This window comes from Microbacterium sp. 4R-513, assembly GCF_011046485.1.
Lineage (GTDB): Bacteria > Actinomycetota > Actinomycetes > Actinomycetales > Microbacteriaceae > Microbacterium.
In genome coordinates, this window is sequence record NZ_CP049256.1 from 1,393,335 (window position 1) to 1,413,102 (window position 19,768).

Consider the following 19,768-nt stretch of genomic DNA (forward strand, 5'->3'; position numbering starts at 1 on the left):
ACCGCATCGCCCGCGAGCGGCAATCCACCCACGCGATCTGCCATGTCAATCCACTTCTACAAAACCTACATTCGCCACCTCCTCTTGTGTAGAATGTAGGTATGGACGAGTTCATTGGAGTCGGCGAAGCGGCGAAGCGACTGGGGCTTCACGTGAACACGGTGCGGAACATGGCGAGGGATGGCCGACTGCCGGTAGCCAGCATCCCCGGCTCAAACCGGATCAAGTTTCGGGCCGAGGACATCGATGCCTTTGCTGCGGCCCGGGGCGAAGAGATCACGCCCAACGTTCGAGTCCGCGACGTCGAGCCTGAGCGGGTGACAGCGAACGACCTGAATGCGTGGGGCGGCAGAGTCGCTCAGGAGAAGGCGCCCGAAATGCTGCGCCGCCTTCTCGATGCGACACCAGGCATCACCCAGCTTTCCGTGCGAGCTGGCGACGGCGTCGCGCTTCGTGGCTGGGATGGACTCGCGATGTCTGACGGCATGCACGCCAGCTACCTTCCTGCGGGTCGGCTGCGCTTCGAACTCGGTACTGACCAGAATGCCGCGGGTAAGGCAGAAAGCGACTATAAGAATCGCCTCGCCCTGCCCAGGGATGAACGCATCGTGACGAATTTTGTGTTCGTGACGACGAGGCGTTGGCCTGGCAAGACTGCGTGGGCTGAGGGCAAGTCCGCGGAAGGTGAGTTCTCGAGTGTGTCGGCGCTGGATGCCGATGACCTTGAGGGATGGCTTCAGAAGACCCCGTCAGCTCACATCTGGCTCTCGGAGCTTCTTGGTCGCTACCCGCGAGATGTGCAGACGATCGAACGATGGTGGGATGAGTTCCGGCTGTCGATGCGGGTGGAGTTGCCCGAGCAGCTATTCGCCACAAGTCAGGAGTTCGTGCGCGAGCGTATCGCGGCACTCCTTGGCTCGACTGACTCGCGACGAATGCTCACTGTTCAGGGTCGTTCGATCGAGGAAGCTCTCGCTGTCACGTACGTGGCGCTGCATGCCCTTGAGGATCGGCCGTCGGCCATCCTCGTGAAGAGCGCCGCGGCTTGGGCGCGGCTTTCAGAAAGCAATGTGCCGCATCTTCTTATCCCGACGTTCCCGGAGCCGCCCCTCGCGTTGGCTGCCAGTGGGGGGCACCCGGTCATCCTTCTTGCGCACAAAGGGATGGCCGTCAAGCCCGGCGCCGACCTCGTCGAAGTCGCGGTCCCTGGGCGCAGCGAGACGTCACGGGTCCTCCAGGAATCGGGTATTGCATCACGCGAAGCGGAGAGGATGGCCGCGCTCTACCGCAGAAGTCCGAAGGCATTCTTCCGGTCCCTGGCGTTGGACTCCCGGGCTCAGTCCGCGGTTCCCGATTCGCACCGAGATGATCTAGCGGCTGCTTCGCGCCTAGCGCTTGCGGTGCAATGGACGGCGGACGACGGCGACCGTGCTTTGCTCGAACGCTTGGTTCGTGCCAACTGGGACGAGCTTGAGTCGGTGATTGTGTCGCTCTCCAGCGGTGATGATCCCGTATTCGTGCGCGCGGGAGATGCCTGGCGAGTGGCAGCACCGGTCGAAGCGTCGCTCTCTCTGTTCCCTGCCCTGACGAGCTCCGACCTCGAGCGGTGGGCGGAGGTGGTCGAAGGAGCATTGTTCGAGCACAACCCGCTGGATATTCCGGACGCGGCTGCACGTTTTGCCGCGCAGTTGCGCGGGGAGAAGCGGCCTCACTCGCGCGAGATCGAAGAGGGCCTCGCGGGAGGGGTCGCGCTAATGGCACTGATTGGAGGCGAGGTCGCGGGCCGCGCGGGGGTGGATTGGGCTGAGCGTGTAGTCGGTCGGATATTGTCGCGGGCTTCGGGGCTCGGGACCGAAGGCTGGAAGCGCATCGCACACGTGCTACCCACTCTCGCGGAAGCCGCGCCCGAGTTGTTCTTGGATACGCTGTTGGACGACCTGGGAGACGAGGCTCCAAGCCTCAAGAGCCTCTTTCCGCCCGCCGATGAGCAGACGGATGTGCTGTCTCAGACTTCGCCGCATGTTTACCTTCTATGGGCGCTTGAAGTGCTCGCGCGTTCACGAGAACACTTCCCGAGCGCGATGAACGTCCTGGCTCGGTTGACCGATTACGACCACGGGCGAGAAAACTCCGGTAACACCGCGTTCCGAAGCCTCGAGAACCTTCTCCTGCCGTGGGTCCAGTACACGGCTGCCGGAATGTCGTCAAAGATGTTGGTGCTTCATCGACTAGTCGATCGGCGGCCCGACCTTGGCTGGCGTCTCCTGCTCCAGCTGCTGCCGAACTCGAACTCGTTCTCGATGAGCCCAAGCAGCCCGACTTATCGAGATTGGGGCCCGGAAACGCAAGACGTCTCCGTCGCAGAGTGGGGAGCCTTTGTCGGTGAGGTGACTCAGATGATTGTCGATTTGGCGGGGACGGACGTAGACCGTTGGGTTGATGTCGTTCCCTTGCTGGACGATCTCCACCCTCGTGATTACGACATTGCGACCGACGCGATGCTCGCTGCGGCAGCAGCTACGGATATGTCAACGTTGTCGGCGCGGAGGCTGTGGGATGCGCTTAACGCTGAGATCCTGCGTCATGAGGAATTCGCCGACGCTCACTGGGCACTCTCGAACGAAAAGCTGGACAAGCTGCGGCACGTACTGGCGGCGCTGCCTGATCCCGGCAAGGCATCGGAATATGCTGCCTTGTTCGGATGGGACCGGGGTCGGTTGGGCCTTAACGGTGACGACTCGGCAGCGACGCTCGACGTGCCCGCGATGCAAAGGGCCGCGGTGGCTGAGATCGTGCAGGTAGGGCGCGATGAATTGGAAAGGTTGATCGACAAGGTCGGCAACCCCCACATCATCGGCGCTCTGCTCGTGGAGCTGTCTACCGCTGAGATTGATGGCTGGGCGCTCGACTGGCTGCTCGGTGAAAGGCAGGCCCGGCGACAGGCCGCTCAGTCCTACTTCGCGCGTCGATCGCTCACTGAAGGTGGATTGGCGTGGATCGAGGCCAGACTGCGCGAGCTGCACGAAGCACCGACGGATCGCCTGGCATTGGCGCTAACCATGGAAGCGAACACAGCGACATGGGATCTGCTGGAGCGCATCGAAAAGAGCTTGGTCGATGCCTACTGGTCCAACGTGAGTCCATGGGTGATCGGTGAAGGGGAACGGTCTCGGGCCTTCAAAGAGCTGCTCGACCGTCACCGCCCGGTCAGTGCACTCCAGCTGTTCGACTTTGCCCTCATCCATGAGGAGAAGGGCGGCCCGGTCGTGATGGGGCCCGACGATGCGACCGCGGCACTCGATGAGATCTTGAGTGGCAACTCGGCGGAGGAAATGAGGGGGGCATCGCACAGGATTGGAACCGCGCTCGACTACCTCGCCAACAAGGGGGCCTCGGACGGCGTGATGGCGCGGTACGAGTTTCTCTTCTCTCCACTGCTTGACCGAACGACGCACTACCCCGCCGCGCTCTATCGGGTACTCCGTTCGAACCCAGCAGAGTTCGTAGAGCTGGTTTGTCTTGCGACGCGACCGGCGAGCAAGCCGAAGGATGACTCGAGAGATCCGGCAGCATCTGCTCTCGCATGGCGTGTGCTTCGCGATTGGAAGCAGCTACCGGGTACGGACGGTACAACTTGGATCCCTGACGCTGAGGAATTGACGCAGTGGGTCATCGAGTGTCGTTCTCTGCTGGCAGAGCGCGATCGGGCAAAGGTGGGCGACGAGATGCTGGGGGCTATGCTCGCATACGGTGCAAGCGAAGCTGCTGAGGGATGGCCCGCGGTCGCGGTGTGCGAGGTGCTCGAGATCGTCGGCACTCACGAGATGGAGAACGGTTTCGTCGGCGGAGTGATGGGCGCTCGAGGCTCCTGGACCAAGGGCATCTACGAGGGTGGGGATCAGGAGCGGGAACTTGCCCACCGATTTAGGGCCCGCGCGGACGAGCGTGAGGACTGGCGCCGAGTGCACCGCGCCCTCAAGGCGGTCGCACGTGGATACGAGCGACAGGCTCAGCGTGCGGACGCTGAAGCGAAATGGGACGCGGACGGGGCCTGAGTAGTAAGAAGAAGGGCGATTCTGCGTCGACTGTCAGAATCGGTCCGCGCCGCATGCACGCAGCGGTCGCGACTATGGCGGTGCGTCCGCATTCCGCCGGCCCGAGTGCCCGTCCGTTGGGATGCAGTTGGAGGGAACGGCACGATCTGTAGCCCGCATCAGATTGGCTATCGACTCGAGATCCCTGTCGAATAGATGAAGCGTCCTCGTTGAGGGGGCCACCTGATCGATATCGCGGCCCGCAGCGCGGTCCTTGAGCGCACACTGAAGGGCGTTAACCGTCGAAACCCATCGCCCGTGCAACGTTGCGGTTGCAGAGCTAGGGTTCGGAGTGCGGGGCGCGTGGCCCATCGCGTTCGAGCCGTTGCTCCTCGGTCAGGGTGTCAGAGCCTGTCGTCACTGGGTTGCCGTCGGGATCGATGTGCCAGCTGATCATCGTGACGGTTATTGTCGCAGGGCCGCTGTTGAAGGAAACCTGCTGGGAGGTTGGCAGTCCTGCCCCCCGCACGTCGATGCCGATAGTGGCGGGTTCGCCCGTGCACTCTGGCCCCCTTGGAGCATCCCCCTCCTGCATGTTTCTGCTGGACGCCCACCGTGACAGTCAGGTTGTCGCCGGGATCGCAGACATATGTGACGAACACTCTTGCGAAGTAGCCACTCTGCAACGATTCGTCGATGCTGAGGATCGAAACCGAGGCGGACGCGGGCGCGGCGTAGGTGAGCGCCAGTACGCCACCAATCGCCAGGGCCAAGAGCGGACGTAGGGCGGATCTCACTTTTGCCTCCCGAACTGCAGGTCTGTTCTAACGAAGGCGGTGGGGGTTGACTCCCCTTATTCCGGATCGTAGGGGACGCGATTCTCCGGTTCAATAGCCGCGCGCCCTAGGTGAGGGCCTTCAGGCCAAGACTTGGCGCTAGGCGCGCCAGCGGTCGACAACTGCCCTCGCGCGGGTCCTCAAACGTTCAGGCGGGGTGGGTGGCTGCGCGTGCTTTTCGTGCGCGTCGGTCTTCGAGGATCACGCTAGGGCGAGTCAGCAGGGCGCGGCGTCTAGTCGATTCCTGCGCCACATCGCCAGAAGTGCGATGCCAGAGAAGAAGACGGCCGGGAGCAAGTACCACGCATTGAAGTAGGTCGCGGCTCCACAAGCCCCTCCGGCAATCCAGCCAATGACGATTCCGGATTCCAAAAGTCGGACCTTCCAGGCGCGTGTCACAGCGGCACGATACGCGACCCCAGAGCTTCACTGAGCCGGTGCTAGGTGGCCTTTGGCAATGCTTAGCCGGGGTGACTACCACTGTTCGTATCAAGACGCTGTCCGCGACCCAATCTGTCCTCCGGTGCGCCGCCCAGGTAGGGGTGAGCTACGGCGCTCGAACCTCGACCTCCGGCCCGCGTGCCGGACGGCGAGCGTGCGGATGCCGGTCCCTGAGCGGTCGCCAACGGCGAGCGGTCCGGGCCCATTAGAGTCAGATCATGCAGGAAGTCGCGACGCTCACGTCGATGGTCTCGGCCATGTGGGTGACGGTGGCGATCCTCGCTGGCGGGTTCGCTCGGACTCGCAACCGCTCACCGTGGTACTGGTTCCTGGGGGATCTCAAAGGTCTCAATCTGTTCCGAGCCGCGTAGTGAGGTGAATGCTGTCAGCGAGTTCGACTGAAGCCGTAAGCCGAACGTTGTCAGCGAACTCCAGTGCCTCGTCATTGCTCCACAGGGGCACCCCATAGCCTCGCTGGCGGGCGAGGTTCTGGGCCGAAGTGATTCGCTGCGCGAGCTGCATTCGCCGTTCCTCATTTTCCAGTCGGCGTTGCTCCAACTCCTCCCGGGCGATGGCGTTCTGCAACTGCTGTGCCTCGTTCTCGAGTATCAGCCGCTCCAAGAGAATGTACTTCTCCTGCACGGTTGCCTCGAGGGTTACGTCGCTTACGATGCGCTCAAGTTCAGCCTTGGAAGCCTCCTCGGAAGCCAACCGTTTCCGCGCCTTCGCGACGTTGAAGTAGTCAAGGAAGGCGATGATTGAGCTCGCTGCATCCTTGCCAACCTTCGCCGACGCCACGATGTCGAGGGGATTGGAGTAGCTCACGGATCGAATTACAAGAAGTTCCTCTCTGGCCGTCGACAGAGCTGCGAACGGAGGCGTCACGTCGAAGTAATGATCGGCACCCGTATCCACGCGAACCTGGCGATCGGCCCCCGGGTTCGTAGGCCTTGGCTCAAAGGTCAACAGTCCGGTTGCGGCAAGGCAGCCGAGCGCTATCAAGTCAATCGCCGCATTGATGTACGCCACCGCTTCTTCCGCCGGCAACTTCGGCCTCGTGTTCGCATAAGCATGCAGCTCGACGGGTTCCTTGCCGACTTCACGGTCTGTTCCACGAGTCGTTATGACCGGCATCCGGCAGATCCCCCCAGCGATATACGTTCGATGAGCCCGCACGGCGTAAATCCCCACATTATCTCCTCCTCCTCCATCGGGCGCCAGCCGACGCGCTGACGGCGGCGGTGCCGTGTCCGAACGAGCTGCGCCCCCGGGACCGACACCTCGAAGGCACCCAAAAGGCGGCGTGCGATTGGCGCGGGCGTTCGCCTGTCATGGCTCCGACGAAGGCCTCGGCTGGACTCCACCTATTTGCAGAGTGGCTCGCGCCGATCTCGGTCGTGGAGGGCGTCCGCTCAGCGGTCGTCTTCAGTACGCAAGCGGAAACGCAGCGAGTAGCGTGGGCCATCACCCGATGTGCAGGGGAGGCCGACTTCGTGTTCCTATTCGTCGACGCGAACGCGATCGTGAGCAACCCGCTGCTCACCGGCAGGGAATGGGACGCAGTGGCAGACGCCGCGGTCTCCGAGATTCTCGACCTTTACGTACCGGAGCTGGCGGTCCAGGAGGCCGTTGCTCGCTATCGGGACTCGGCGCGAACGAGGCAGCGGGAATTGAGGAAGCAGCTCCGTAGGTGGCCCCCGAGTGCACGGGTGCTCCTTGAGGATGCGGTTGCGGCGTCGGATCGTTTTGCGGACGGATACGATCGTGCGCTCAGGGAGCGGTTAACTCAAATGGGCGCCTACATCATCCAGTATCCGCGCGTCCCGCACGAAGATGTGGCGATGCGCGCTATCCGACGGGGCGCGCCTTTCGACGCGGAGGGGAACGGATACCGGGATGCGCTGCACTGGCACTCATTTTTGGAGCTTCTGGAGGAGCTAGAGCCTGAAGATCCCATTGCCGTTCTGTTGAGCGCCGATAAGAAGGCGTTTGGCCCGCTTCGTCACGAGGAGCTTCTCCGGGAAGTTGAGGAGCTCGGCGTTGAGTGGGAGGTCGACTTCGTGACGCACGTCACCGACTTCGTTGTTCCAGGTCAGTTCTTCGACGAGGAACAGGCGCTCGACTATCTGCAGATGACTCAACTAGAGCGCGCGATACGCGAGTCTCTCCTCGCCGGTGGCTGGCCAGTCGACTTTTCGTCGACACTCGCTCGTCGCGCGAACTATGACAGCGCGGAAGTCGCGAAGGTCCTTGATATGCATGTCGAAGAACTGACAGTGCGTATGGAGCGGCGATCCCGAGACCTGTGGCTCACCTTCACCGCGAATGCGAAGTGTCGCATCCGCTTCGAGACGGTCGAAATCCTGGACGAGGAGGTTGGCGATTTCACCGTTGTGAAGGATGTGCAGCAGTGGACGCTAGAGGTTGAGGGGAGTGCATACTCCGAGCGCAGCGAGATTCGTTCTGTCTCTGCCATAAGGCTGGTGAGTGCCGAGAGCCCCTCGGATCGATTCGTTCCCTGATCTAGGTGACGGAGAAGCCGCGCTGGTTGATCAGCAAGTCGCCAACGAGGGCTGGCAGTTGCGCGTGCGCAAGCGGGTCCTGCTGCGGGCGCTCACATCGACTACTCAGCGCCCGCTCGTCGCGCCCACCTGCGCCACTCGTCCGGAATGGCAGTATCGGGCACGAAGCTCCGCCCGAACGTCACGTAGTGCGGAAGCATTCGCCCACGCCCGGACGGCGCTGGATAGGAGAGGTTGTGATGGTGGATCAGGCCGGCGCGCCGGACCTTCAGCAGCAGCCTCACCAGGCGCTCGACATGCTGCGCCTCGCTGTCGATCGGCGAGGCGTCCCGCAAGGACCAGCGCAGTACGCGCCATTGGACATCCGGGTCCTCGGAGTAACCGAGGCTGAGGTTCGCGTGGATGATGAGGTCGCGTTGTTGCAGCAACAGCCTTGCAGCATGGCACCACGCGAGCAGCTTTCCGCGCTCGACGTCAGACCAAGGCGGCACGCCGAGATCGCCCACGCGCGCCTCCAGTAGCCCGATCGCGCGCTTGGCGGACTGAAGTTGAGGGTTCGCGATCCCGTAGATGCGCGCGATGGCGTAAGCATGGTGCTCGACGTCGGCGGCGACGAGCACGAGATCACCGAGCGCGAGGCGCAGCTCCGTGGGCACGTCTCGCTCGATCCAGGTTGGCTCGTCCACGCGCTCAGTCTGCCCGAGCGGCGAGGCTCAACCTGGATCGACCCAGGGTCGGGTTCGGCGTTGGAAGCGCCTCCGGTCCGCGACGCACGCGCTCGAGAGTCGGTCGATCTGCGGGCTTTGCGCGTGGAGGGGCCGTCCGGTACATGGGTTGCGGCACTCGATTGAGAAGCCGGTTGCGGGCGGGGAGCGGGTCGAGCCGGGTCGATGACGCGGTCCGACCAGTGGGGTGCCGTAGGTTCGTTCTGTGCGAAGTCGGGCTATCTATGTCGAGACTTCGATCCGTGCCGACGTGGATGCGGTGTGGGATGCCACCCAGGACCCCGCCCAGCACGTGCGCTGGGATGTGCGGTTCTCGAGAATCTCGCCCGTCGGGGTGACCGTGGCCGGCGCCTCGACATTCACCTATGAACGGCGTGTCCCGTTCCACACCGTGCGGGGAAGCGGGGTCAGCCTGGGCGAGAAGACTGGTCTCGACGGGGCACGGACGTCGGCGTTGCGGTTCCAGACGGAGGATCGCTTGTCTCCGATCGCCGCGGGTCGGGGCTACTGGAGGTACGTCGCCGATGGGCGGGAGGTCACGCTCTTCGTCACGGGCTACGACTACAACCCGGGGTGGGGTGTGCTGGACGTGGTCGTGCGCCCGCTTCTCGGGTGGGCGACGGCATGGAGCTTCGACCGGCTGCGGATCTGGTTGGAGACCGGTGTCCCGCCCGAACGATGGCCGCTATGGAGCGTGTTCTGGTGGTGGCGGTCGGACCGCCCACGTGCCTCCCGTTGTCTGCGAGCACCACGGGGCAGATCGCGGCGCGACGACCATCTCGCCGACGCGCCACCGTCCCTGGCGGCCCTGCCGGACCCGGAGGTGATCCGGTGACATCGATCTTCGAGGTGGCGCTCGGGGCTGAATTCGATCGGCTGCACCCCATGATGCGACGACGGTTCAGTGTGGGGCTGGACTCCGGTGAAGCATGCGTCGGGCGCGGAGTGATGACGAGCATCCGGCGCGGGCCGTGGTGGACCATCCCGTTCCTCCAGATCGGCCGCTTGCGCAACATCCTTGTTCCCGACACCGGCACCGACGTGCCGTTCGTCATCGAGAACTTCCCCTACCGCGATCCGCTCGGTCGAGAGACAGTCACGTTCGTGCGCGAGTACACCATCGGAGCGAAGCACCGCCGGTTTGACGCGACCATGATCCTCGACGACGGCCGGATCGTCGACTACCTCGGCACGCACCAGCACCTCGCCGTCGACCTCGACCTTCGCGTCGACGACCGTGGAGGGCTCCTTCTCACCTCGGACTCGCAACGCTTCTACGAAGGACCCATCGGCTTCCGCTTCCCCATGCTGTTCAGCGGTCGCGCCCGCCTCCACGAGTACTTCGACGACAGCGACCAGTCCTTCCACATCGACCTTGAGGTCCGCAACCGCCGCTTCGGGTTCCTCTTCGGATACCGCGGCGCGTTCCAGGCCGAATGGATAGTCGCGACCGACGCACCAGCCCGACTAAAGCCTCACCGCCACGAAGCCAGAACATGACTCAGGCGCTCGCTACCCGGTCCCGGTGCGGGCCAGCCGCGCTCGCACCATGTGCGGTCGAGCTCGCACCTCACCCTGCGGGCGGGCGTCTGGCGAGGATCGCTCCATGAGGTCGGGGCTTGGGCTCGCGTCCCGTTCTGGTGTGGGTCTCGACGACGTCAAACCCCGCGACCTCTAACTCGTTCGCCAACGCTTCCGGCGCCCAGCGGTAGGCGGTGACAACCGTGTGATCGAACGGCTCGACCAAGGGTCCGATGAAGAATCCCACCAACAGCGCGCCACCCCCCTGAACGACCCGAGCGAACTCCTCCAGCGTTGCGCCGACGGTGCTCGGCTCGTGATGGATGAGTGAGTACCAAGCGAGGATTCCGCCTACGCTGCCGCTTTCAAACGGCAGTCGGTTAATGTTGCCGAGTTCGAAAGGCACTCCCGGGTAGGCGTCGCGTGCGTGCTCGATGAACTCCGGTACCTCGTCGATGCCGCGGACGACGTGGCCCTCTTCGGTGAGATAGGCGGACCAGTGCCCCGGGCCGCACCCGGCGTCCAGGATGGGGCCGTTGACGTGAGCCGCCCACGACGTGATCAACTCCACGTCGGACGGGTGGGCAGCCGCCGTCGAGCCCAGCGCTCGCACATACTCAGCCGCCCGATTCGAGTACGCAGCCTGGACGTCCAAAGACATGATCGAAAGCCTAGAAGGGTATCCGGACCGGCTTCCACGCGCGCGCCCGCCGGTCCGCCAACGCGCGCATTTCGGGGCCGTGGGTTCCGTCCACCCTGAGCGCAGCGAGAAGCGAGAGGGGTTCTGCTCACCCGGTCTTGTTCACGCTACCCCGCGCTTGTACGGCTCGCCCGATGCCGGGGTTTACCGGCCGATGGGGCGGAGCGCGAGTAGCTTCTGTGCGCTCTCGACGGCGTGGGCGGTCAGTGCGCTGGCGGGTGCGGAGTTGCCGAGCAGGCCGCCGATGGGAGTGAGTTCCAGTCGACGGGTGACATCATCGCTTCTCCACTCCAAGACGTCCGTCCATTCCAGAACAATCCGGTCCGCTCGTGCTCGGCCGCGGGGCGACACGTTGACGTACTCGAGCGTGCGGATCTGGGCGGCTTCGATGAACTCCTTGTGCTGTGGAGGGAGCCCAGACCACAACGAGATCGAATTCTCGCGGATCACCAACACATGCGACCATGCCGAAGCAAGAGCAGGCGCGGAAAGCGCGAGTTCCTTCTTAGCCTCCTTGGAGATCGTCACTTCCAGGACAATCGCTGACGGATGGGCTGCTTTGATCAGCGCGATTCGAACCCTACGCCAGATGAGGATCACCGACGCGAGTATCAACCCGAGCCCAATCCCTAATGGAAAGGCGAACGCACGGGACAGGCGCGTGTACGACCGGTTCGCGAGGAGCTCATCCATATTGTCCATCGTCAGCTCGGGAACGATGTGGTACAGCCGCGCCGCCAGCAACAGGAACAGCACCCCGAGCGGAGCCAACAGCGCCGCTCGTACGCCGATCCTCGTCACCATGACCTCCTTGTAGATCGTGCCATGACAGCGGATGCCCAAATCCCATGACCCCCGCACCTGCGAACACATCCAGCCGCCACCGGCTCCCTTCACGACGTCGGCCCCTGTCAAGACGCGACAACCGAGGGCGACGCCACCCCGAACGAGTCCACCGTCGTTCGCTAGTCGGTCGTCCTGTGTGCGTCCGCGTAGCAGCAGTAGCGCTCCCAATTGCGGATGGCTAAGCGCCCGCGGGCACGAGTCCGGATCCGAGCACGGCGAGGGACGGAAGCGTCAACGGGCGGTGCGCTGTGATCCGTTCGTATGCCGCACGCATGGCTTTTCGGCCGGCGTGGTCCTGGGCCTTGTACGTCGCTCCGATGCTCGCGATCCCGCTTTCGACCGCGGTCCACAGCTCATCCGCGTTGATCACGAAGTCCCACCCAACCAGGTCAGCCGCGACAGACTTCATGCCCGCCTCGGCCATCAGCTGCGTCAGCCCTTCTACGCTCCGCTCGAAGTCATCCGCAGCACGGAGCCGCTGGCCTGAAGGTGCCACCGCCCCGGATTCGCGCACAACGCCGTTCCAAAGTTCATTCATCGGACTTACCGGAGCTGCTGGCCATATTGTTGCCAACACCATGCCGCCCGGGCGGGTCACCCGGGCTAGCTCCTTGACCGCCGCGCGCGGATCAGGGACATGGTTGATCACGAAGTTCGCGACCGTCACATCGAACGCACCATCTGCGAATGACAGGCGCGGAAGCGCATCCGTTCGAAAGGCGACCTCGGGGTGAAGCTCTGAGGCTAGCTCGACCATCCCGGGGTCCTGATCCACGCCGATGACCTGCAGACCGGCGGCCGCCATCACCGCGGCCGCGGAGCCGGTACCGGTGCCAGCATCCAGCCCTCGCGCGCCAGACGTCGCGGCCATCCGTTCGACCAGGAAAGGCAGGGCACCGCGACACAACCGCGCAAACGAAGCCTCATACCCGGCGGCCGTGCCCGCCCAATCCTTCGCCACGAATAACCAACCTAAGGCAGCCCACAGGCAAGCACGCAAGCGGTCCCTGGCCGGGCTCCATACGCAATCGCCGCCGACTCCCGTTGCCCTGTGCGCCCCGCGCACGATAAGCCCGCCCGCGCACATGCCCGTTGGCGGTTCCTTGGGTTCTTGCGGTGGTCGCAACACTTACTGAATGGAGAGTGTTGTGGCGGAGTTGGCGTTGAGGTTCCGGCTGGATCTGGTGCAGCAGGCGTGGGACGGCTTTCAGGCTGGGCAGTTCGCGAGCGAGGTCGGCGCGCAGATCGGCGTGAACCGCACGACGGCGAAGCGGATGCTCGTCGCGACCGGCGGCGTCCGGCCGCGGCGTGGTCGGAACCTGCAAGGCCGGTATCTATCGTTTCTCGAGCGGGAAGAGATCGCGTGCGGGGTCGCCGCCGGCGAATCGGTGCGGTCGATCGCGCGGCGGATCGGTCGGGCGCCGTCGACGGTGTCTCGTGAGCTGACCCGGAACACCGGGCGAGGCCGGTATCGGGCGTCATGGGCGCAGATGTCGGCGTTCGCGCGGGCGAGCAGGCCGAAGCCGGCGAAGCTGGCGACCAACCTGCGGCTGCGTGCCAGGGTGGAAGCGGACTTGGCCAGACGCCGATCACCAGAGCAGATCTGCGGTCGGTTGCGGCGAGAGTTCCCCGACGACCCGGAGATGCAGGTGAGCACGGAGACGATCTACCAATCGCTCTACGTGCAGTCCCGGGGCGCGTTGAAACAGGAGCTCACCCGGTATCTGCGCACCGGGCGGGGACTGCGCCATCCCAGCCGGAAGGTGGGGCAGCGCAAGAACCGCATCCCGAACATGGTCAACATCGTGCAACGACCAGCCGAAGCCGACGACCGTGCAGTGCCCGGCCACTGGGAGGGTGACCTGATCATTGGGACGAGGAACCTGTCCGCGATCGGGACCCTCGTGGAGCGTTCCTCCAACTTCACGATGCTCGTCCCGCTCCCGGACGGTTACAAGCCAGATCAGGTCGCTCCAGCGCTCACCCACAAGATCCAACAGCTTCCCGTGCAGCTACGCCGCACCTTGACGTGGGATCAGGGGCCGGAAATGCGCGACTGGGAACAGGTCCGCATCGACACCGGCATCGACGTGTTCTTCTGCGACCCGCACTCGCCCTGGCAGCGCGGCATCAACGAGAACACCAACGGACTGCTCCGCCAATACTTCCCGAAGGGCGCCGACCTGGACGTGTTCACCGAAGGTGAGCTCGACGCCGTCGCCCGAGAGCTCAACGACCGACCCCGAAAGCGACTTGAGTTCCAAACCCCGAATGAGATCATCAGATCGGTCCTGTTGCGATGACCGCTTGAATCCGCCGTTCCGTATACGCACGCTCCATCCGGAGCTGCACTCCGCAGCCCCGCACTCGTGCCCGCAGGAGCGTCGGGCGTCGGCGCTTTCGGAGGGCTCGGCGGGTTTCGAATACGCCGCTGCGCGGCTACGCAAACACCGGGCACCACGGGGCGATCCGGCGTCGGGGGGCAGGGCGGGGCTGGTGCGGGTTCGGCGGCGGCCCGCTCGACGCAGACCGCCGAGGTGCGACGACGCGAGACGGACCCGTCGGCGTCAGAAGATCATCGGCCGGTCGGCGTCGTCCTCGTCGTCCGCGAAGTCCAGGTCGACGACCACGGGCACATGGTCGCTCGGCGCCTCCCCCTTGCGCTCCTCGCGGTGGATCGAGGCGCCTGCGACGGCGTTCGTGAAGGCCGGCGAGCCGAGGATGAAGTCGATGCGCATCCCCTCGTTGCGGGGGAAGCGCAGGCGCTTGTAGTCCCAGTACGTGAAGCCCGTCGGCACGAACGGGCGCACGGCGTCCGAGAGCCCGGCGGCCTCGAGAGCCGCGAATGCGGCGCGCTCGGGATGCGAGACGTGGGTCGAGAAGCCGACGACGACCGCGGGGTCGCCGTTGTCGGCATCCGTCGGCGCGATGTTGAAGTCGCCGACGAGCGCGAGTGCCAGCTCGGGGTTCGCCGCGAGGCTGGCGCGCGTGTACTCCTCGAGCGCCGCGAGCCACTCGAGCTTGTAGTCGTAGTGCGGGTCGCCCAGGGCCCGCCCGTTGGGGACGTACAGGCTCCAGACGCGCACCCCGCCGACTGTCGCACCGATCGCGCGCGCCTCGGGCGGGATGTCGGGCCCGAAGCGCCCCTTGTCGAAGCCCGGCATGGCGGGGAACGCGTGCTCGACATCGGCCAGCGGCTCACGGCTCGCGATCGCGACGCCGTTCCACTGCGAGAACCCGTGCGCCTCGACGTGGTACCCCGCGTCGTGGAACGCCTCGAACGGGAACTGCTCGGCCTTGCACTTGATCTCCTGCATCGCGAGAACGTCGATGCTCTCGCGCACCGCGAAGTCGACGATGCGGTCGACGCGAGCACGGATGGAGTTGACGTTCCAGGTGGCCAGACGCATGGCGTCAAGCCTAGGACGGCCCGCCGACGGCGAGGAGACGGGAAAGGCCGGGTCGACGGATGCCGCGACCCGGCCTTTCCGGGGCAGGCCGCGGGCGTCTCGCGGCCCGACCAGGCGAAAAGCAGGTCGGGTACAGTGTGGTTGTGGTGCGCCGCACGTCTCCTCCCGGCTCGCAGAGCTCGCTCCGCGAGGCGAACCGCGCGCGCCTCGTCGAGTCGCTCAAGCGCCACGGACGCCTGACTCAGGTCGAACTCGCCGGCAGCACGGGCCTTTCGCCCGCCACCGTGTCGAACATCGTCAAGGAGCTCACGGCAGCGGGCCTCCTGCACACATCCTTCACTTCGCGCAGCGGCCGACGCGCGACCCTCGTCTCGCTCGCGCGCCAGCTCGGGCTCGTCGCCGGGGTCCACTACACATCGCGCCAGCTGCACATTGCAATCGCCGACGTCACGCGCACGGTCGTGAGCCAGACCTCGCTCCCGCTTCCGCTCGACCACCGTCACGACGCGCAACTCGACCGCCTCGCGATCCTCCTGAGCGAGCTGATGGAGTCGCTCGGCAGCACGGTCGGCGACCTTCTGGCCGTCGGCCTCGCACTCCCCGCATCGATCGACCCGCGCACCGGCATGGTGTCGACGCCCGGCCTCCTCCGCGGCTGGGAGGGCGTCGACGTGGCCGCGAGCCTCATGGAGCGCATCGGGCGCCCCGTCTACGTCGACAGCGAGGCGAATCTCGGGGGCCTCGCCGAGGCGCGCGAGGGCAGCGGACGGGCGGCCTCGTCATCCGTCTTCATCCGGGTCGGCCACACGATCAGCGCGGGCCTCATCGTGAACGGTGATCTCTTCCGCGGCGTCAACGGCAAGGCGGGGCAGATCGGGCACGTGACGATCGACGAGAACGGGCCCATCTGCCGGTGCAGCAACCGCGGATGCCTCGAAACCTATGCCGGCGGGCCGGCACTCCTCTCGCTCTTCCCGCCGAGCGCCGGCATGCAGCGCATCAGCGACCTGCTGCAGGCTGCCGAGGACGGCGACGGGAGCTCCCGCCGCGTCATCGCCGACGCCGGCCGGCACATCGGCATCGCGGCAGCGAGCCTCTGCAACCTGTTCGACCCCGAGCTCATCGTGGTGGGCGGGGAACTCGCACAGGCCGGTGAGATCCTGATGGCGCCCATGCGGCACTCGCTCGAGCGCACAGCGCTCGCGTCCGCAGACGGTCTCCCCGAGATCGTCGGGGCGTCGTTCGGCGAGTGGGCCGAGACGCGCGGCGCGATCGCGATCGCGCTCGACCACGTGACCGTCGACGCGGAAGTGATCCCCGTCTCGGCATGATCCCGACCAGACGGATGCCGCGTACCCGGCGACGATCTTCGACCGTGTCCCTGCGCGGCGGCGCGCTCGCCGTCGCGCTGGCCCTGGCCGCCGCGGCCCTGACCGGCTGCACGGGCCAAGGGACCGGGACGGACGGCACCATCGCGCTGCTGCTTCCCGAGGCGAAGACCGCACGGTACGAGACCTTCGACCGCCCCTTCTTCGAGGACCGCGTCGCCGAGCTCGGCGACTTCCGCGTGCTCTACTCGAACGCCGACCAGGATGCGGCCAAGCAGCAGCAGCAGGCCGAGTCCGCTCTCGCAGCCGGTGCGCAGGTGCTCGTGCTCGACCCCGTCGACGCGAAGGCCGCCGTCAGCATCGTCGAGGAGGCGACGGCGCAGGATGTGCCGGTCGTCTCGTACGACCGCCTCATCGCCGGCGGGGATCTCGCGTACTACGTCTCGTTCGACAACGAGAAGGTGGGGGTGCTGCAGGCGACCGCGCTCGTCGACGCCCTCGACGCCCGCGGCGACGGGGGCAGCGGCATCCTGATGGTCAACGGCTCGCCCACCGACAGCAATGCGGCGCTCTTCCGCGACGGCGCTGCAACCGTGCTCGACGAGAGCGGGCTGCGGATCCTCGCCGAATACGACACGCCGGACTGGAGTCCCGACAAGGCGCAGGAGTGGGTCGCGGGGCAGATCGCGCAATACGGCGACGACATCGCGGGGGTCTACGCCGCGAACGACGGCACCGCGGGCGGTGCCATCTCGGCCCTGCGAGCCGCGGCAGTCGAACCGCTCCCGATCGTGACGGGTCAGGATGCCGAGCTCTCGGCGCTGCAGCGGATCGTCACGGGCGACCAGTACATGACCGTCTACAAGGCGATCAAGCCGCAGGCGGAGCTCGCCGCGGAGGTCGCGGTGACGCTGCTGCGCGGGGGGGACGGTGACGGCGCCGATGGAGGTGGACGGCGTTCCGACGACGTTGCTCGATCCCGTCGCCGTGACGAAGGACAACATCCTGCAGACCGTCGTCGCCGACGGTTTCTGGACCGTCGACGACATCTGCACCGCCGACTACGCCGATGCGTGCCGCGCGGCTGGCATCCTGTAGGCGGATGTCGAACCCGGTCAGCTCTCCGCCCCGCCGCAATCGTGTGCTCACGATGCGTCGCATCGGCAAGCACTTCGGCGCCGTCAAGGCGCTCACCGACGTCGACTTCTGGGTCAACGAGGGCGAGGTCGTCGCGCTCATCGGCGACAACGGCGCGGGCAAGTCGACCCTTGTCAAGATCCTCGCCGGCGTGCATCCGCCGGACGCCGGATCGATCGAGTTCGACGGCGAAGAGGTCGAGATCGCCAGCCCCGCCGACTCGCAGGCCCTCGGGATCGAGACGATCTTCCAGGACCTCGCGCTCTGCGACAACCTCGACGTCGTCGCGAACCTCTGGCTCGGCCGCGAGCTCACGACGAGCGGGGGACTGGACGAGGTCGAGATGGAGCAGCGCACGTGGACGCTGCTGCGCGAGCTCTCGGCCAAGGTGCCCTCGGTGCGGATCCCCGTCGCCTCGCTCTCGGGCGGACAGCGCCAGACGGTCGCGATCGCTCGATCCCTCATCGGCGATCCGCGCGTCGTGATCCTCGACGAGCCGACGGCGGCGCTCGGCGTCGCGCAGACCGCCGAGGTGCTCAACCTCATCGAGCGTCTGCGCGAGCGCGGGCACGGCGTGATCCTCATCAGCCACAACATGGCCGATGTGCTGGCCGTCGCCGACCGCGTGGTGGTGCTCCGGCTGGGCCGCAACAACGGCGTGTTCAATGCGGTCGACGTCACGAGCGAGACGCTCGTCGCGGCGATCACGGGAGCGGGCGTCGCCCGGCAGGAGGTCATCGAACCGACCGAGCCGTCCGCGCCGCGGGACGCGGGCGACGGGAAGATCATCCGGCTGCCGCCCGGTGGCAAGCGCGGCCGGCTCGGCGCCTCCGGCGGGAGTGAGCGATGAGCGGCACGAAGGACGACCGCGCGCCCCTGCTGGGCGACCCGGGGTCGGATGAAGAGCGGATGCTGAGCGCCGGCGCCGTCCGCCGGGCCGGCCTGGCCCTGGTCGAGCGCGTGCGCGGTGGCGATCTCGGATCACTCCCCGTCATCGTCGGGCTCATCGTCATCTGGACGGTGTTCCAGCTTCTCAACCCCGTCTTCCTCTCGAGCCGCAACCTCGTGAACCTGACGATGCAGTGCGCCGCGACGGGGACGATCGCCCTCGGCATCGTGCTCGTGCTGCTGATCGGCGAGATCGACCTGAGTGTCGGATCGGTGTCGGGGCTCGCCGCCGCGATCCTCGCGGTGACGTTCGTCGAACTGCAGTGGAATCCGCTGCTCGCGGTCGGCGCCGCGATCGTGGCGGGGGTGCTGGCGGGCCTGCTGTACGGCTATCTGTTCACGAAGTTCGGCCTGCCGAGCTTCGTCATCACGCTCGCGGGGCTCCTCGGCTTCCTCGGGCTGCAGCTGTGGGTGCTCGGGTCCGCCGGGTCGATCAATCTGCCGACCGACTCGTGGCTCGTGCAGTTCGCGCAGCAGATGTTCCTGCCCCCGTGGGCCTCGTACGCCCTCGCGGTGGTGGCCGTCGCGGCATACGCATGGTCGCTCGTCTCGCGTGCCCGGCGCCGGGCGGCGGCCAACCTCGTCAGCCAGAGCTACGCCGAGATCGCCGTGCGCTCCGTCGCGCTCCTCGTCTTCCTCCTGGTCTCGGCCTGGTACCTCAACCTGTGGCGCGGCGTGGGCCTCATGTTCTTGTTCTTCGTCGGTCTCGTTGTCGTCATCAACCTCGTGCTCACCCGCACCCGGTGGGGGCGGTCGGTGTACGCCGTCGGCGGCTCGGTCGAGGCCGCGCGGCGCGCCGGCATCCGTGTGGACCGCATCTACCTGAGCGTGTTCGCGCTCTGCTCGGCCCTGGCCGCGGTCGGCGGCATCCTCGCCGCTTCGCGGCTCGGCGCCGCGAACCAGAGCTCGGGCGGCGGCGACGTCAACCTCAATGCGATCGCCGCCGCCGTCATCGGCGGCGCGAGCCTCTTCGGCGGCCGCGGGACTGCGTTCTCGGCGCTCCTCGGCATCATCGTGATCCAGTCGATCTCGTCGGGGCTCACGCTGCTGAACCTCGACTCGTCCGTCCGGTTCATGGTGACGGGAGTCGTCCTCGTCCTGGCCGTGATCGTCGACTCGATCTCGCGCCGGACCCGGGCAGCCACCGGCCGGGCGTGACTTCGTCGATTCGATTCGGTGCCTTCACTTGGCGAAGGCGTTGAGGGAACAGGCATCCACCCTCTGTGCAATCTGTTGCGGTGTAAGCCCATTCGCGGAGCATAACGCCCGGAAAGCCTATTCCGGACGCTGGGGAAACTGTCAGCGACGCATTCTTGAATC

Annotated in this window: 16 protein-coding genes and 1 pseudogene; 11 read left to right on the top strand and 6 right to left on the bottom strand. The window is 65.9% G+C overall.

The features are described from left to right. The first annotated feature begins 101 nt into the window (after positions 1-101). A complete protein-coding gene (locus tag G5T42_RS06080) occupies positions 102-4,055 on the top strand; it encodes a helix-turn-helix domain-containing protein (RefSeq protein ID WP_165126818.1) in 3,954 nt (1,317 codons plus the stop codon). A 1,474-nt stretch (positions 4,056-5,529) separates the two neighbouring features. Further along, positions 5,530-5,682 (top strand): hypothetical protein, encoded by a 153-nt coding sequence (locus tag G5T42_RS06085; protein WP_165126821.1) that lies wholly within the window; start codon positions 5,530-5,532, stop codon positions 5,680-5,682. On the opposite strand, the gene G5T42_RS06090 is transcribed toward G5T42_RS06085, so the two are convergent. After that, complete coding sequence (locus G5T42_RS06090) at positions 5,660-6,502, bottom strand: hypothetical protein (RefSeq protein ID WP_165126824.1); 843 nt, start codon at positions 6,500-6,502, stop codon at positions 5,660-5,662. The genes G5T42_RS06085 and G5T42_RS06090 overlap by 23 nt on opposite strands. Positions 6,503-6,642: 140 nt before the next feature. On the opposite strand from G5T42_RS06090, the gene G5T42_RS06095 reads away from it, so the two are divergent. Next, the gene (locus G5T42_RS06095; protein ID WP_165126827.1) at positions 6,643-7,833 is read left to right on the top strand and encodes a PIN domain-containing protein; all 1,191 of its coding nucleotides are present in this window, start codon (positions 6,643-6,645) and stop codon (positions 7,831-7,833) included. Between the two features lie 101 nt (positions 7,834-7,934). On the opposite strand, the gene G5T42_RS06100 is transcribed toward G5T42_RS06095, so the two are convergent. Continuing rightward, positions 7,935-8,519: a hypothetical protein gene (locus G5T42_RS06100; RefSeq protein WP_165126829.1), complete on the bottom strand. Its 585-nt coding sequence runs from the start codon at positions 8,517-8,519 to the stop codon at positions 7,935-7,937. A 244-nt stretch (positions 8,520-8,763) separates the two neighbouring features. Here G5T42_RS06100 and G5T42_RS06105 point away from each other — a divergent pair, with 244 nt between their 5' ends. Together G5T42_RS06105 and G5T42_RS06110 are read left to right on the top strand one after the other, a co-directional pair. Next, positions 8,764-9,393, top strand: a complete 630-nt coding sequence (locus G5T42_RS06105) for an SRPBCC family protein (protein WP_165126832.1) — start codon at positions 8,764-8,766, stop codon at positions 9,391-9,393. After that, entirely contained in the window at positions 9,390-10,058 is a 669-nt protein-coding gene (locus tag G5T42_RS06110) for a DUF4166 domain-containing protein (RefSeq protein ID WP_165126835.1), read from the top strand. The genes G5T42_RS06105 and G5T42_RS06110 overlap by 4 nt, the downstream gene beginning before the upstream one ends. Before the next feature lie 70 nt (positions 10,059-10,128). On the opposite strand, the gene G5T42_RS06115 is transcribed toward G5T42_RS06110, so the two are convergent. The 3 genes from G5T42_RS06115 to G5T42_RS06125 form a co-directional block, all read right to left on the bottom strand. Then, complete coding sequence (locus G5T42_RS06115) at positions 10,129-10,740, bottom strand: class I SAM-dependent methyltransferase (protein ID WP_165126838.1); 612 nt, start codon at positions 10,738-10,740, stop codon at positions 10,129-10,131. 183 nt (positions 10,741-10,923) lie between these two features. After that, complete coding sequence (locus G5T42_RS06120) at positions 10,924-11,580, bottom strand: hypothetical protein (protein WP_165126841.1); 657 nt, start codon at positions 11,578-11,580, stop codon at positions 10,924-10,926. Between the two features lie 223 nt (positions 11,581-11,803). Beyond that, positions 11,804-12,586: a class I SAM-dependent methyltransferase gene (locus tag G5T42_RS06125; protein WP_165126844.1), complete on the bottom strand. Its 783-nt coding sequence runs from the start codon at positions 12,584-12,586 to the stop codon at positions 11,804-11,806. Between the two features lie 175 nt (positions 12,587-12,761). On the opposite strand from G5T42_RS06125, the gene G5T42_RS06130 reads away from it, so the two are divergent. Then, positions 12,762-13,928 (top strand): IS30 family transposase, encoded by a 1,167-nt coding sequence (locus G5T42_RS06130; RefSeq protein WP_241245978.1) that lies wholly within the window; start codon positions 12,762-12,764, stop codon positions 13,926-13,928. Between the two features lie 264 nt (positions 13,929-14,192). Here G5T42_RS06130 and G5T42_RS06135 read toward each other — a convergent pair whose 3' ends face one another. Then, positions 14,193-15,035: an exodeoxyribonuclease III gene (locus G5T42_RS06135; RefSeq protein ID WP_165126847.1), complete on the bottom strand. Its 843-nt coding sequence runs from the start codon at positions 15,033-15,035 to the stop codon at positions 14,193-14,195. 143 nt (positions 15,036-15,178) lie between these two features. On the opposite strand from G5T42_RS06135, the gene G5T42_RS06140 reads away from it, so the two are divergent. From G5T42_RS06140 to G5T42_RS06155, 5 genes and pseudogenes are all read left to right on the top strand, one after another. Further along, on the top strand, positions 15,179-16,366 hold the full coding sequence (locus G5T42_RS06140) for an ROK family transcriptional regulator (protein ID WP_241245979.1): 1,188 nt from the start codon (positions 15,179-15,181) through the stop codon (positions 16,364-16,366). Positions 16,367-16,380: 14 nt separating this feature from the next. Then, a pseudogene (locus G5T42_RS06145) lies at positions 16,381-17,229 on the top strand (substrate-binding domain-containing protein); the annotation flags it as partial. 64 nt (positions 17,230-17,293) lie between these two features. After that, complete coding sequence (locus G5T42_RS17615) at positions 17,294-17,461, top strand: hypothetical protein (RefSeq protein ID WP_241245980.1); 168 nt, start codon at positions 17,294-17,296, stop codon at positions 17,459-17,461. 4 nt (positions 17,462-17,465) lie between these two features. Then, the gene (locus G5T42_RS06150; RefSeq protein WP_165126852.1) at positions 17,466-18,350 is read left to right on the top strand and encodes an ATP-binding cassette domain-containing protein; all 885 of its coding nucleotides are present in this window, start codon (positions 17,466-17,468) and stop codon (positions 18,348-18,350) included. 59 nt (positions 18,351-18,409) lie between these two features. Continuing rightward, the gene (locus G5T42_RS06155) at positions 18,410-19,606 is read left to right on the top strand and encodes a sugar ABC transporter permease (RefSeq protein ID WP_241246054.1); all 1,197 of its coding nucleotides are present in this window, start codon (positions 18,410-18,412) and stop codon (positions 19,604-19,606) included. Positions 19,607-19,768: the final 162 nt, after the last annotated feature.

What these genes read in the sequence shown, in the direction of transcription:
- G5T42_RS06080 (WP_165126818.1), top strand. Translation starts at nt 102, where the DNA reads ATGGACGAGTTCATTGGAGTCGGCGAAGCGGCGAAGCGACTGGGGCTT.
- G5T42_RS06085 (WP_165126821.1), top strand. Translation starts at nt 5,530, where the DNA reads ATGCAGGAAGTCGCGACGCTCACGTCGATGGTCTCGGCCATGTGGGTG.
- G5T42_RS06095 (WP_165126827.1), top strand. Translation starts at nt 6,643, where the DNA reads ATGGCTCCGACGAAGGCCTCGGCTGGACTCCACCTATTTGCAGAGTGG.
- G5T42_RS06115 (WP_165126838.1), bottom strand. Translation starts at nt 10,740, where the DNA reads ATGTCTTTGGACGTCCAGGCTGCGTACTCGAATCGGGCGGCTGAGTAT.
- G5T42_RS06130 (WP_241245978.1), top strand. Translation starts at nt 12,762, where the DNA reads ATGGAGAGTGTTGTGGCGGAGTTGGCGTTGAGGTTCCGGCTGGATCTG.
- G5T42_RS06135 (WP_165126847.1), bottom strand. Translation starts at nt 15,035, where the DNA reads ATGCGTCTGGCCACCTGGAACGTCAACTCCATCCGTGCTCGCGTCGAC.
- G5T42_RS06150 (WP_165126852.1), top strand. Translation starts at nt 17,466, where the DNA reads ATGTCGAACCCGGTCAGCTCTCCGCCCCGCCGCAATCGTGTGCTCACG.
- G5T42_RS06155 (WP_241246054.1), top strand. Translation starts at nt 18,410, where the DNA reads ATGCTGAGCGCCGGCGCCGTCCGCCGGGCCGGCCTGGCCCTGGTCGAG.